The following is a 13,720-nucleotide window of genomic DNA, read 5'->3' on the forward strand; positions in this document are numbered from 1 at the left end:
CCAAGTGTCACGCCGAAAGGCAGACAAGACCTTCTTTGATGGAGCCTATTATGAAGTCCCATGCACTCGGCTTACTTCTCGCTCTCACCGCCGGTTTGAGCGCCACCACCGCATCCGCAGAAACGACCTATCACGTTGCCCTGGACGGTACATTCGCGCCGCACGCCATGCCAACGATGGACGGCGGCGTGGAAGGGTTCAATGTCGATCTGGCCAAGGCCATCGGCAAGGAAATGGGCGCCAAGATGGACATCACCGCAGCACAATTCTCCGGCCTCATCCCCGGCATGCAGGCGGGAACTTATGATTTCCTCGTCGCGCCGGTCACGGTATCCAGGGAACGTGCGGAAAGCATGCTTTTCTCTGAACCCTACCTCAATACCGACTTCCAGTTTGTGGTGAAAAAGGGCGCGCCCGAGATCACGGATCTCTCGCAGTTCAAAGGCAAGGTCATCTCTGTCAACAAGGGTTCGGCGTATGACGCATGGGCGCGCTCGCTGACGGGCAAGATCGGCTGGAAGGTCGAGATCCTACGGCACCAATACCGATGCCGTGCAGGCTGTCATGTCTGGTCGTGCCTTTGCCAATGTCGCGGGAAATACGGTCAGCGCCTGGGCTGTAAAGCAGCAGCCGGCTTTGGCGCTCTCCTATCTTTATTCTACCGGAAAGGTCTTCGCGATGCCGTTCCCGAAGGGCAATGTGAAGCTGCGCGACAAAGTGGAAAATGCAATCGAGTGTCTGAAGAAGAAGGGTGAAATCTCCAAACTGGCCGTCAAGTGGTTCGGCGTGAAGCCAGCAGCCGACAGCGCCGCCGTGAAGATCTATCCAGGCTACGGCATCCCGGGCATGCCCGGCTACGAGGACAAGACGCACACACCGTCCTGCTCTTGAGGCGTACGCGCCTTTGATCGCGCGGAAGATCGGTTGAATGACCGGTCTTCCCGCGTCTGTCGCTCCTGTTTTCCCGTATGATCTGGATTGCCCGTCGTGAACCGCCCTTATCCTATCCTCTCGGTCAGTGACCTTCATCTTTTCTACAATGGCGTGGAGGCGCTGAAGGGCGTCGATCTGGATGCCATGCCAAGCGAATTGACGTTTCTGATCGGACCGTCCGGCTCGGGCAAGAGCAGTCTTCTGCGGTGTTGCAACCGCCTTGAGACACCGTCCTCCGGCTCCATTATGATGGAGGGCGAGGACATCATGCACAGGGGCATCAATCTCAACCGGGTGCGCAGGCGCATCGGCATGGTGTTCCAGTCCTTCAATCTCTATCCGCATATGAGCGCACGCAAGAACGTCATGCTGGCCTTGCGCAAGGTGCTCAACAAGTCACGGGCCGAGGCTGATGACATCGCCATGCACCAACTCACGCGTGTCGGGCTGGCAGATCGCGCCGATCACTATCCAGGGCAACTCTCCGGTGGCCAACAGCAGCGCGTCGCCATTGCCCGCTCGCTGGCACTGGAACCCAGCATCATGTTGTTTGACGAACCAACCAGCGCGCTTGATCCTGAGCTGGTGGGCGAGGTGCTGCGCGTCATGCGGCAGCTCAAGGAAGACGGCATGACGATGATCGTCGTCAGTCATGAGATGCGATTTGCGAGGAACGCCGCCGATCATGTGGTCTTCATGGCGGACGGAAATATCGTGGAGGCGGGTCCGCCGGAACAGATTTTCGACAATCCGACCGTTCAGCGCACGCGCGACTTTCTCAGCCAGTCAGGTCATTGAGTGTGCCCATGACCCAGATGGACAAGTTTCTCGACACCTTCTTCAATGCAAAAGTTATGGCGCGCTACCTGCCAGACATAGCGACAGGGTTTCTCGTGACCTGCGAAGTGGCCATTCTGGTGGTCGTCAGCGGGTTGGTGCTCGGGCTGGTTCTGGCCATCGCGCGTTGCTACCGGGTGAAGCTCATCAGCTTTTTGATCGTCGTCTTTGCCGATCTGTTGAGGTCAATGCCGCCGCTGGTCCTGATCCTGATTCTCTATTTTGGTCTGCCCAACATCGGCATCAACCTGTCGGGCTTTGTCGTGCTGTGGCTGGTGCTGACACTGGTGCTTGCGGCTTTTGCCGAAGAGGCTTTCTGGGGCGCGGTGATCGCCATTCCCCTAGGGCAGTGGCAAGCGGCGCGCTCCTGCGGCATGACGCATTTCCAGACACTGATCTACGTGATTCTGCCGCAGGCGGTGCGAATGACGGTGGCACCCCTGACCAACCGCACCATTGCCATCACCAAGAATACGGCGCTTGGGATGGTCATTGGAGTGGCTGAGCTTCTCAATCAGGCAACAACTGCACAGTCGTTTTCGGCCAATGCAACGCCCCTGACCATGGCCACCATCGCTTATCTTATTCTCTTCATTCCAGTGCTCTATCTGGGCAGACGGATCGAAAAGGCTTTTGCCTGGAGGAACGCCTGATGGATCAGTTCATCGCCCAGTTCTTCAATCTGACCATCATGATCAAGGCCTGGCCGATCATGTGGCACGGTTTTCTGCTGACGTTGCTTCTGTGTCTGGTGGTCATTCCCATGGGGCTGGCAGGCGGTCTCCTCGTGGCGCTTGGCTCGCGCGCCGAGCAGGCGTGGATCCGTATTCCCGTCATCTTGCTCGTGGACCTTTTTCGCGCCATTCCACCACTCGCGCTGCTGATTTTCATCTCTGCCGGTCTGCCTTTTGCGGGAATCCGTCTGTCGCCTTTCGTCGCTGTCTGCCTGTCGTTTTTTCTGAACAACTCTGCCTATTACGGCGAGGTGTTCCGGGCCGGCATCGAATCGATCGGGGCAGGGCAGTCGCAGGCGGCCCGTTCCACCGGGCTCACAGCATCGCAGACGATGATCTATGTCATCTTGCCTCAGGCCGTGCGCAATGTGTTGCCGGATCTGGTGACCAACACCACAGAGGTGGTGAAACTGACCTCCCTGGCCAGCGTCGTGGCCTTTGCCGAGCTTCTCTACTCGGCCAACATGGCCCGTTCCATCACCTATAATGCGTCGCCCATCGTCATGGCTGCGCTGTTCTATCTCATCGTTCTCTGGCCGGTGGTGCGTCTGACCAGCCGTCTGGAACGAAAATTCTCTGCATGACAAGGAGTTATAAGAATGCGTGAAGTCATCACGGCTGCATTGCAGATGGGCCCCATTCAGAAAGCAGAAACCCGGAAAGACGTGGTTGCGCGCATGATTGCGCTGCTGGATCAGGCAAAGGAAGCCGGTGCGACACTCGCTGTCTTCCCGGAGCTGGCCCTGACCACGTTCTTTCCGCGCTGGTATCATGAGGATCGTGCAGAGGCCGATTGCTGGTTCGAAGAGGAAATGCCAGGACCTGAAACGCAGCCGCTGTTCGACAAGGCGCGTGAATATGGCATCGGCATGTATCTGGGCTATGCCGAGCTGACACCGGACGGGCACCACTTCAATACGTCTATCCTGACTGCACCGACCGGCGAGATCATCGGCAAGTACCGTAAGGTGCATCTGCCGGGTCATTCCGAATACGACACGCAGCGGGCCTTTCAGCATCTGGAAAAGCGGTATTTCGAGCCGGGAGATCTGGGCTTCCCGGTCTTCCGTAGCCAGGAGGGTATCTTTGGCATGGCGATCTGTAATGACCGTCGCTGGCCGGAAACCTACCGTGTCATGGGTCTGCAGGGTGTCGAAATGGTCATGCTTGGCTTCAACACACCGTCCGTGAATGCTGAAAAGTCGGCGGAAGGCCCGGAAGACCGTCTGTTCCACCATCGTCTGAGCGTGCAGGCTGGCGCCTATCAGAACGCGACGTGGGTTGTAGCTGTGGCCAAGGCTGGTGTTGAGGATGGTCATCCGCTGATTGGCGGCAGTCTGATTGTTGATCCAAACGGCAAGATCGTTGCGGAGAGCAAGACCGAGGGCGACGAGATCATGGTTCACACTTGCGATCTGGATCTCTGTAATTTCGGCAAGTCGACGATCTTCGACTTCAAGCGCCATCGCCGTATTGAGCATTATGGCCGCATCACCGCACAGACCGGGGTGGAATTGCCCCCCGTCACGGAACCGGTGGAGTAATCATGCACATCGACTTCGCCAGCATCACGGCTGCGGATCGTTACAAGCTCCTGACGGGGACAGTTGTTCCCCGTCCGGTTGCCTTGATCACCAGTCTTGGCCCCGATGGCGTGGTCAATGCCGCGCCCTTCAGTTTCTTCAACATCTTCTCTGAAGACCCGGCACTCGCCATTATCGGGCTGGAAGCGCGCCGCGACAATGATGGGCTGAAAGATACAACGCGCAACATCATGCGTGCGGGCGAATTGGTCATCAATCTGGTGGATATGGCAATAGGTCAGCAGATGGCTGACTGTGGTGCCGATCTGCCGGAGAATGAAAGCGAACTGGACTTTGCCGGACTGACGATCAAGCCGTCAAAGCTGATCAGTGTTCCTGGCATTGCGGAAGCACCGATCCGGCTGGAATGCCAGTTGTCGGAAATGCGCCAGATCACGGCGCGCCGCCATCTCTGCATCGCCGAGATCCTTGCGCTTGATGCGCGTGATGGCATCATTGATCCGAAGACCTTCCGCACGGATCGGGTTCAATATGATCCAATCGCCCGGTTGGAAGGGAACAGCTATGCCCGCTTGCACGACACATTCCAGCTTATGGTGCCGGAAGCGGGAAGCCGCCGGTTGCCGTTGACAGATGCGGGGACCAGGACATGAGCCAGCTTCTCGACGCAAGCTCCACTGGCGTCTACATCATTTCGGCCACCCCCTTTCACGAGGATGGCGCTCTCGATTTCGAAAGCCTTGACCGTCTGGTGGATTTCTACCTCGATAAGGGCGTCGACGGCATGACCATTCTGGGCATGATGGGGGAGGCACAGAAACTCTCATTCGAGGAATCCGTCGACGTCATGACGCGCATCCTCCAGCGCGTGGCAGGCCGTGTGCCTGTGGTTGTGGGGGTATCCTCGCCGGGGTTGAATGCGCTTTCCGGCCTCTCCGCCCGTGCCATGGATGCCGGCGCTGCCGGTGTCATGGTTGCCCCTATGCGCGGCCTGTCGACGGACGAGCAGATCTACCGTTATTTCGCTCAGGTCTTTTCCGCTCTCGGGCCCGATGTGCCGGTTTGCTATCAGGACTTTCCGTTGAGCACCGGAGTGGCGATTTCAGCAGACCTCTTCACCCGGCTGGTGATTGATTTTCCTCAGCTGGTCATGCTCAAGCATGAGGACTGGCCGGGTCTGAACAAGCTGTCCGCTGTGCGTGATACAGCCGAGAAACAGGGGGCACGGCGGGTTTCGGTGCTGTGTGGCAATGGCGGCATTTTCCTGCCAGAAGAAATGCGACGCGGGGCTGATGGGGCTATGACAGGCTTTGCCTTCCCGGAGATGCTGGTGAATGTTGTCCGGCTGTGTCGCCAGGGTCTGCATGATGATGCGGATGATCTGTTTTCCGCCTATCTGCCACTAGTCCGCATGGAGCAGCAACCGGGCTTCGGGCTTGCCATTCGCAAGGAGGTTCTGCGCAGGCGCGGTGCGATTGCATGCGCCCGCACCCGAGCGCCTGGACCTGCGATGAGCCCGAGTGACCATGCCGAGCTGGATCGTCTGCTGGTCCGGCTTGAAGACCAACTGAAGGGGACCGGATATGGATCTTGAACTTGCAGGCAAACGTGCGCTCGTTCTGGCTTCCAGCCAGGGGCTGGGACTGGCTGTTGCTACTGCGCTTGTCCGTGAAGGGGCGCATGTGCTGATCAGTGGGCGCTCTGACGATGCCCTGCGTGAAGAAGCCGAGGCTCTGAGCCGCAGCCAGCCGGGCAAGGCAGATTATGTTGTCAGCGATCTGGCCCGGCCTGATGCGGCGAGCGTTCTGTTCAAGGCTGCACAAGACAAGCTTGGTGGGGTCGATATTCTGGTCAATAACACGGGAGGCCCGCCTCCCGGAGCCACGACCACGCATGGCAGTGATGTGCTGCGCAGTCAGTTTGATGTGATGGTTGCGCGTCTGATCGAGCTGACGAACCTGTGCCTTCCTGCCATGCGGGATGCCGGGTGGGGGCGCATTCTGACGCTTGCGTCTTCCGGTGTGGAGCAGCCCATTCCCAATCTGGCGCTGTCCAACACCCTGCGTTCCGCGCTCATAGGCTGGTCCAAGACACTGTCTGCGGAAGTGGCTGAATTCGGCATTACCAGCAACGTGTTGTTGCCCGGCCGGATTCACACCGCTCGCGTTGATCAGCTGGACGAGAAGGCCGCGGAACGACAGGGCAAGTCACTGGACGAAGTGCGCTCGGCATCGCGGGCAACTATTCCGGCAAAGCGCTACGGCCGACCAGAGGAATTCGCGGATGTTGCCGCTTTCCTGCTGTCCGAGCGCGCAAGCTACGTCACCGGCAGCGTCATTCGCTGCGATGGCGGTCTCATCAAATCCGTTTGACACCAAAGCGAAGACGAAAAGCCATGGCAGACTTCGACCTCATCATTCAGAACGGCACAGTAGCCACCGCCACGGACACATTCCGTGCCGACGTGGGGATCCGCGACGGTAAAATCGCAGCCCTGGGACTGGGCCTGACAGGCGGCACCAAGGTGATCGACGCGAAGGGCAAATACGTGCTGCCCGGCGGGATCGAGACCCACTGTCATATTGCGCAGGAATCCGCCACCGGTTCGATGACCGCAGATGATTACTATTCCGGCAGCGTGTCGGCGGCCTTCGGCGGCAACACCTGCATCGTGCCTTTCGCGGCTCAGCATCGTGGTCAGTCCGTGCGCGATGTCATTCGCACTTACGACGACCGCGCCGCGCCGAAGTCGGTTCTCGATTATTCCTATCACCTGATTGTCACTGACCCGACCGAGGAAGTGCTGAAGGAAGAACTGCCTGCGGCCTTCGCTCACGGTATTACATCCTTCAAGGTCTTTATGACCTACGACAAGATGATCGTCTCTGACGAGGCGATGCTCGATATTCTGGTTACTGCCAAGGAAAACGGCGGTCTGACCATGGTGCATGCCGAGAACAATGCGCTGATCAAGTGGATGGTCAAGCGCTTGGTCGACCGTGGTTACACGGACGCCAAGTATCATGCCGTCAGCCATCCGGGTATTGCCGAGGTGGAAGCGATCAAGCGCGGAATTTCGCTGGCATCCTTTGTCGAAGCGCCTCTGCTTTTCGTGCATGTGTCGACGGATGAGGGCGCGCGCGCCGTGGCTGATGCCCGTATAAATGGACAGATGATCTTTGGTGAGACCTGCCCGCAGTACATGTTCCTGACCGCGCAGGATCTGGATCGGCCGGGCGCCGAAGGCACCAAGTTCTGCTGCTCGCCACCTCTGCGCGACGAGCCGACCCAGCTGGCCCTGTGGCGTCATCTCAATGCCGGAACATTGCAGCTCTATTCCTCCGACCATGCGCCCTACCGTTATGATGAAAGCGGCAAGCTGGCGGCTGGCCCCAATCCGCCGTTCAACCGTGTTGCCAATGGTATGCCGGGCATCGAACTGCGGGCACCGTTGCTGTTCTCCGAGGGTGTCAACAAAGGGCGCGTTTCCATCAATCGTTTCGTGGAACTGACGGCCAGCAATGCAGCCCGTCTTTTTGGTCTCAATGATCGCAAGGGCTCCATCGCTATTGGTCTGGATGCGGATATTGCGATCTGGGATCCGGAGAAGACGGTTACGGTGACGGCTTCGGGCATGCACGACAACATGGATTACACGCCGTTTGAGGGGCGTGAGCTCAAGGGCTGGCCTGTCACGGTAATCAACCGGGGTCGTGTGGTCGTTGATGGTGGCGAGTTGAAGGTGGAAGCCGGGTCTGGCGAATTCCAGAAGCGTCTGCCATTTGATCCGACAGGCTTCCTGCCGACATCCTCGGCGGAAATGACACCTACTACGAACTTCGGCGCCAAGCTGTTCTGAGAAAAGGCTTAAAGTCATGGCTGACAAGGCTCGCATTCTCGTCATCAATCCGAACTCCAATCCGGCGGTCACGGAAGGCTTCTCCGAAGCTGTCGGGTGCCTGCGCCTGAACGACGGGCCGGAAATCGAATGCGTCACACTGGCTGAAGGGCCCTTTGGCGTGGAAACAGACGAGGATGCGCGCTCCGTGGTGGCGCCGCTCGTTCGGCTTGTTGAGAGCAGGCCGGACGTGGATGCCTTCGTTATTGCCTGCTATTCCGACCCCGGCATTTCCGAATGTCGGGCGGCGACCGACAGGCCGGTCTTCGGCATTCAGGAAAGTGGTCTCTTCGCCGCTTTGCAGCGCGGGGCGATGGCTGGAATCGTGGCGCTGGGCACGGCGTCGATCGCACGACATGCACGCTATATCAGCGGGCTGAAACTGGACCAGCGGATAGCGGGCGAACGTCCGCTGCATCTGTCTGTCGCCGCAGCGGAAGAAGACAGCGCTTTTCCGCGTATTCTGGAAGTGGCGACGGAGCTTAAGGAACAGGATCAGGCAAATGCCATTATTTTGGGCTGTGCAGGCATGTCCAAACATCGCCAAAAGCTTGAAAACGCGATAGGTTTGCCGGTGATCGACCCGACACAGGCAGCCGTCTCCTAAGCAGTAGGAGCGGTTTTGCTCAGTTCGGGAGACTGAACCCGATGGAGCGCCGCGTGAAAATCGTTCGAAAAAATGACCTGAGCCTGCGGCTTCTGGAAATTTTCGAGTCTGTCATGCGGTGTCAGACCACGGTCGGGGCTGCCGAAGATCTTGGGATTTCGCAGCCGGCAGTGTCCAACGGTATTGCCGCTCTGGAAAAGCAGCTTGGCTTTTCGCTTTTCGAACGCTCAGGTCGGCAGCTGCGCGCCACAGAAGACGCCAGGTTGTTTCTGGCGGAAGTAGAGCCGCTGTTTTCCATCCTGAGGAACGTCGAGACCGAGGCGCGAAACCTGCGTGCTGCCAAGGCCGGGCGGCTGCGGATTTCCTCCACCCCGCCATTGGGGCACACCGTGCTGCCCTCTGTTCTGTCCGGTTTTCTGGAAGCCAAGCCGACTATCACGGCTCGCTATCTGGTCCGGCGGATGGATTCCGTTCTCCAGAATGTGCAGACGGGTATTTCGGATGTCGGTTTCGTGCTGGATCTGCGCAGCCATATGGATCTGGACATCATCCGGCTGGCCGAGCGCAGCATGGTTTGCGTGCTGCCGAAAGGCCATCCGCTGGAAAGTCTCGATCAGATCAGCCCGCAGGATCTTGCGCCGCACATGTTGATCGGGCTGGAAACCAATCTGGGGGCGCGTGTGCGCCATGCCTTCGAGCATTGCGGCGTGCCGTTCAATGCCAGGGTCGAGGTGCGCTACTGCCACACCGCCTGCATTTTGGCGGGGACCGGGGCAGGGGCCTCGGTCGTCGATCCTTACTCGGCAATGTTTGCCAGCGATCTCAATATCGTGGTGAAGCCTTTCGTGCCAGATACCCGCATCGTCGCCAGCGCAGCCATCCGGCGTGGCAGCCCCCTGCATCACATCACCCGCGATTTCATCGCCAAAGTGGAAGAAGAACTCCACGCCGCCGGAAGCTGAAGCGGCGTGCATCAGAGCTTTGCGCCCGTATGGGTCTTCTTTTTATTGGCCGCGGATGGCCTCAAAGTCGACGAGTGACAGCATGCCGTATGAATCTGGCGATAACCATAAACCTTGCCGCTCGGCTTCTGGGCTTCCTCCATCAACCGTGTCTGAGCGAATGTCCTGACGAGTCCGCTTGCTCAGTGGGCTCTTCGGCCAAGCGTAGAAGCCGCTGGGATGGATGCGCAGACAGCGACACATCGCCCGCACCGAAAATACGGAGCGATGCTCGGTGACAAACGCCTACCTCACTTTGCATCCCGGCCAAACCCGCGACTGTTTTTTTAGGATGTCACGCTCCTCGGTGACCTGCGCTAGATCTAGGTGTTTGGTCCCGCTTCAATCGCCGGATCTTGCCGGACTGATTACCGCCTCTGGAGGACACCGACGTGTACTTCTTGCGCCACGCATAAAGCGAATGTGCGCTCACGCCAAGGCGCTGCGAAACTTCCGCAATCGGATAGCCTCGCTCGGTATCTGACGCACTGCATTGCGTTTGAAATCTTCAGTGAAACTGCCTTTGCCCATGAAGGCCTCCTTGCCACAAATTTAGGGAAAAAGGTGTCTACAAATCTAGGGGCTATTCATTGTTGCATTTAAAGTACGTTCTTTTGGGATATTTTTTGATCGCGCTCTACCGCTTCCATATCGTGACGCGCATGGGCAATCAGCGCTGCCATCTTACTTCGGGCTTCGTCGGGGCGGCGCAATCTAATTGCCTCCAGGACCAAGCGATGCATTTCAAGCGCATCTTCGAAGGATTGACTAGCCCGATCTCGTTTCACGGAAGCTCGCAAGCAGTGCCGCTCTTATAGCAATCCCGAACTGAGCAAAGACCCAGTTTCCGCTCGCATTGATGATCGCCGTGTGGAACGCTAGATCTGCTTGGCTCCAGGGCTTCATCATCGCGGCCATTAGAGCTTACCATATCCTCAAAAGCATTCGCGATCTCAACAAGAGATATGGTGTCCGAGCGATGCGCGGCGGCGGCGGCGGCGGTTGGCTCGAGTAGTTCGCGAGCCTCAAGAAGCGCCTCGTAGAAGGCAAAGTCTTTATTATGCGATAGAGCTGCGTCAAGCACCACCGGATCAAGCATGTTCCACTGACTTCTCGGCATAACTGTGGTTCCGGCACGCGGTCGGGAACGGATCAGTCCCTGTGTAACCATGTGCTGCATTGTCTCGCGCAAGGTGGTCCGGCTGACGTCAAACCGGGACATGAGTGCTGCCTCGCTGGGCAGTGCCTTCCCTTCTTCGAACTCCCCCGACACGACAGCATCGACGAATGCGCGTAGACAGCCAGACATCACCCGACGTGCCAACATAGCTGAGTCTGCCGATAAGATAGAGGCACCGAATTCGGTTTGTTTCTTGGATTTTGACATACTTCCCACATGCTGACTTCGGTTTGAGGCTGAACCATAGGGCGAGGGGAAGGCTGTGTATAGGGGCGATGAGAGTGCATTGTATGTATTATAATTTATAAAATAGTATTTATTTTAAAAAAAATATGCTAATTCCTGACGGGGTTCTTTATACGGAGGAGAATATGAGAACTTTAAAAGCGATAGCGCTCTTGGCGTTGTTCACCTTGCCGCTCACCGCAAAGGCGGAAGCAGAACAAACGGTCAAGATCGGGGCCATCTATATGGATGCGCAGGGTTTCTATGCCGGGGTGCGTAAGGGCGTCCAGGATGCAGCAAAGAAGGCCCACCGTAAGCTGGACATCGTAGAGACCAACGCTCAAGGGGATGTAAGTAAAGAGAGTCAGTTCATGGATTCTCTGATCTCTGCCGGAGTCCAGGCAATCATCACCTCGCCAGTATCGGCTGAAGGTTCTTACCGTGCGATCAGGCGGGCGCAAGAAGCTGGCATACCGGTTGTTTGCTATAACACCTGCCTGAACACGAGCGACCAGAAGAAATATGTCTCCGCCTACGCCGTCGGAGATCCTTATAAATTCGGCGCAAAGCTCGGCAACGCCGCGGGCGACTACTTCTTGAAGATCGGAAATAAGGCACCAAAAATTGCGGTCCTGAATTGCGAATTTGTCGAGGTCTGTATCACCCGCCGCAAGGGCTTTGAGGATGCCCTTCGGAAGAAGGTGCCGGGTTTCAAGATTGTCTCAAACCAGCAGGCAGCGGTCCTCGACAAGGCTGTAGCTGTTGCGCAGACGATGCTCTCGGCACACGACGATATTGATGCGTTTTTCGGCGAAGCTGGCGGGGCAACGCTGGGAGCCGCGCGTGCCGTGCAGGCGGCTGGGAAAGCCGGCAAGGTTGTCGTTTTCGGTGGGGACATGACTACCGAGATCGCTCAGGCCTTGCAGGATCATCAGATCATCAAGGCCGTTGTCGATATCTCTGGCCAGACTATGGGTCATGTCACTTTCAGCGAAGCACTGAGGGCAATCGACGGAAAGATCAAGGAAGAGGAAATTGTGCCTGTTCCGATCGATCTCTACACCACCTCGGCCGACGGCGCAGCTTGGCTGCAGGCACATCCACACGGCATCCCTTAAGCGATGAGGTGGGTGCGACCGTGCCCACCATCATCATTCATCTGAAGAGTGAATGCCAATGTTCGCCAGCGACACATCGCGGCGTAGGATTGCTCATTTCAAAAAGGACATATTATGGCAGATACGACCGCGAAGAGCGCGCGTGTCATTGCTCAGCTTGACGACTGCTCAAAGCGTTACCCGGGCGTTATGGCCCTGTCTCATGCCGACTTTGAGCTTCGGACAGGTGAAGTGCGTGCTCTTCTTGGGAAGAATGGCGCTGGTAAGTCGACTCTGATCCGGATGCTTACTGGAGCCGAGGTGCCTGACGAGGGAAAGGTCTATCTCGACGGTGTTTTGCTACGCGGCTCCGGGGCTGGTAGGGCCGGAGAGGCAAGGGAGCACGGTGTGCGAGTTGTGTACCAGGAACTGAGCCTCGTTCCGGAAATGACCGTTGCAGAGAACCTATTCCTCGGCTTTTGGCCCGGAAAGGCCGGTGTCATTAGCACGCGCGAACTTCGTCGTGCCGCGCAGGCGGCCCTGGATGCACTTGGTCTCGATCTTTCTCCGGAAAGGACCGTAGCCAGTCTTTCGCCCGCCGAAAAGCAGTTGGTGGAGATCGCACGGGTTCTTCCGGGAGAGCCACGTATCGTTATTCTTGATGAGCCGACCTCTTCTCTTGCTGATGCTGAAGCGCGCAAGGTGCTGGCGGCTGTCAACCGGATCTCGTCCCAGTGAATCGCGGTGGTCTATGTCAGTCACCGTATGAACGAAATTCGACAGATCGCGGACAGCGTTACAGTGATGCGGGATGGCCGTATCGTCGAAACGGTAAAAGTCGCGGGATCCGACACGAACGATATTGTCAGATTGATGCTGGGCAGCGAGCTTGGCGAGCAGGTTCATAGAGCAAGCAGCGACTTTGGGGAGACTATCCTTGAAGTGAAAGATCTTGCAGTTCTGCCGAAAGTCGAACGCGCGAATTTTGTACTCAGACAAGGCGAAGTCCTTGGAATCGCAGGGTTGCTGGGATCAGGGCGGACCGAGATTCTTGAGGCAATCATGGGCGTCCGGTATTTCGACCGCGGGACTATTTGCGTGGATGGGGCGAACGTTGACCGACCCGAATTGCGCGCAATGAAGTCGCGAGGCTTTGGTTTTACCCCTGAGAACCGCAAAGAGGACGGGATCGTACCGCTACTTGGTGTGGACGAGAATATCGTGTCGACCGACTGGTCTGCGGTCAAACGGGGAATATCCCTGGACCCTGTCCGGATCGCCGAGGCAACTCGGAAGGTCGTCGAACGGCTGCACATCAAGACAGCAAAGACAGATAGCCCGATTGCGACCCTCTCAGGAGGTAATCAGCAGAAGGTCGTGATTGGCAGATGGGTTCATGCCGGGAGCCGGGTGCTGCTGCTTGATGAGCCAACCCGTGGCGTCGACGTTGAGGCCAAAGCACAGATTTATCAAATCATCCGTGAGCTTGCTGCAGAAGGCAAGGCTGTCCTCTTTGTCTCATCCGAGATCGAGGAGCTGCCTCTCGTCTGCGATCGCGTACTGGTGCTCCGCGAAGGGCACACGGCAGCAGAACTCACCGGCGACGGCATGACACAGGACGCGATCTTCGCGGCTTGTCTTGCTTCGAACGCCGCCTGAAAACG

Annotated in this window: 15 protein-coding genes and 2 pseudogenes; 15 read left to right on the top strand and 2 right to left on the bottom strand. The window is 57.6% G+C overall.

Annotated elements, in window-relative coordinates:
* Positions 1-176: 176 nt before the first annotated feature.
* The 12 genes and pseudogenes from AC0L7U_RS01120 to AC0L7U_RS01175 all read left to right on the top strand — a co-directional run.
* Positions 177-395, top strand: a pseudogene (locus tag AC0L7U_RS01120) (transporter substrate-binding domain-containing protein); the annotation flags it as partial.
* 169 nt (positions 396-564) lie between these two features.
* Positions 565-891, top strand: coding sequence for a hypothetical protein (locus AC0L7U_RS01125; RefSeq protein WP_473693140.1), 327 nt, complete (start codon positions 565-567; stop codon positions 889-891).
* 96 nt (positions 892-987) lie between these two features.
* On the top strand, positions 988-1,731 hold the full coding sequence (locus tag AC0L7U_RS01130) for an amino acid ABC transporter ATP-binding protein (RefSeq protein WP_473693142.1): 744 nt from the start codon (positions 988-990) through the stop codon (positions 1,729-1,731).
* Between the two features lie 8 nt (positions 1,732-1,739).
* On the top strand, positions 1,740-2,423 hold the full coding sequence (locus AC0L7U_RS01135) for an amino acid ABC transporter permease (RefSeq protein ID WP_473693144.1): 684 nt from the start codon (positions 1,740-1,742) through the stop codon (positions 2,421-2,423).
* On the top strand, positions 2,423-3,088 hold the full coding sequence (locus tag AC0L7U_RS01140; RefSeq protein ID WP_473693146.1) for an amino acid ABC transporter permease: 666 nt from the start codon (positions 2,423-2,425) through the stop codon (positions 3,086-3,088). The genes AC0L7U_RS01135 and AC0L7U_RS01140 overlap by 1 nt, the downstream gene beginning before the upstream one ends.
* Before the next feature lie 15 nt (positions 3,089-3,103).
* A complete protein-coding gene (locus AC0L7U_RS01145; protein ID WP_473693147.1) occupies positions 3,104-4,048 on the top strand; it encodes an N-carbamoyl-D-amino-acid hydrolase in 945 nt (314 codons plus the stop codon).
* A 2-nt stretch (positions 4,049-4,050) separates the two neighbouring features.
* Positions 4,051-4,701, top strand: a complete 651-nt coding sequence (locus AC0L7U_RS01150) for a flavin reductase family protein (RefSeq protein WP_473693149.1) — start codon at positions 4,051-4,053, stop codon at positions 4,699-4,701.
* Positions 4,698-5,642, top strand: a complete 945-nt coding sequence (locus AC0L7U_RS01155) for a dihydrodipicolinate synthase family protein (RefSeq protein ID WP_473693151.1) — start codon at positions 4,698-4,700, stop codon at positions 5,640-5,642. The genes AC0L7U_RS01150 and AC0L7U_RS01155 overlap by 4 nt, the downstream gene beginning before the upstream one ends.
* Positions 5,632-6,420, top strand: coding sequence for an SDR family oxidoreductase (locus AC0L7U_RS01160; RefSeq protein WP_473693153.1), 789 nt, complete (start codon positions 5,632-5,634; stop codon positions 6,418-6,420). Before AC0L7U_RS01155 ends, AC0L7U_RS01160 begins: the two co-directional genes overlap by 11 nt.
* A 23-nt stretch (positions 6,421-6,443) precedes the next feature.
* Positions 6,444-7,907: a dihydropyrimidinase gene (gene hydA / locus AC0L7U_RS01165; protein WP_473693155.1), complete on the top strand. Its 1,464-nt coding sequence runs from the start codon at positions 6,444-6,446 to the stop codon at positions 7,905-7,907.
* Between the two features lie 16 nt (positions 7,908-7,923).
* Complete coding sequence (locus AC0L7U_RS01170) at positions 7,924-8,553, top strand: aspartate/glutamate racemase family protein (RefSeq protein WP_473693157.1); 630 nt, start codon at positions 7,924-7,926, stop codon at positions 8,551-8,553.
* Positions 8,554-8,606: 53 nt separating this feature from the next.
* Positions 8,607-9,515: a LysR family transcriptional regulator gene (locus AC0L7U_RS01175; RefSeq protein WP_473693159.1), complete on the top strand. Its 909-nt coding sequence runs from the start codon at positions 8,607-8,609 to the stop codon at positions 9,513-9,515.
* 89 nt (positions 9,516-9,604) lie between these two features.
* Here AC0L7U_RS01175 and AC0L7U_RS01180 read toward each other — a convergent pair.
* Both AC0L7U_RS01180 and AC0L7U_RS01185 read right to left on the bottom strand, forming a co-directional pair.
* A pseudogene (locus tag AC0L7U_RS01180) lies at positions 9,605-10,085 on the bottom strand (transposase); the annotation flags it as partial.
* A 253-nt stretch (positions 10,086-10,338) separates the two neighbouring features.
* Entirely contained in the window at positions 10,339-10,881 is a 543-nt protein-coding gene (locus tag AC0L7U_RS01185) for a FadR/GntR family transcriptional regulator (RefSeq protein ID WP_473693161.1), read from the bottom strand.
* 224 nt (positions 10,882-11,105) lie between these two features.
* On the opposite strand from AC0L7U_RS01185, the gene AC0L7U_RS01190 reads away from it, so the two are divergent.
* The 3 genes from AC0L7U_RS01190 (at position 11,106) to AC0L7U_RS01200 (ending at position 13,715) form a co-directional block, all read left to right on the top strand.
* On the top strand, positions 11,106-12,077 hold the full coding sequence (locus AC0L7U_RS01190; RefSeq protein WP_473693162.1) for a substrate-binding domain-containing protein: 972 nt from the start codon (positions 11,106-11,108) through the stop codon (positions 12,075-12,077).
* 114 nt (positions 12,078-12,191) lie between these two features.
* The gene (locus AC0L7U_RS01195; RefSeq protein WP_473693164.1) at positions 12,192-12,794 is read left to right on the top strand and encodes an ATP-binding cassette domain-containing protein; all 603 of its coding nucleotides are present in this window, start codon (positions 12,192-12,194) and stop codon (positions 12,792-12,794) included.
* A gap of 27 nt (positions 12,795-12,821) precedes the next feature.
* The gene (locus AC0L7U_RS01200) at positions 12,822-13,715 is read left to right on the top strand and encodes an ATP-binding cassette domain-containing protein (protein ID WP_473693166.1); all 894 of its coding nucleotides are present in this window, start codon (positions 12,822-12,824) and stop codon (positions 13,713-13,715) included.
* The last annotated feature ends 5 nt before the right edge of the window (positions 13,716-13,720 follow it).

The organism is Roseibium sp. 10G30-5 (genome assembly GCF_055809635.1).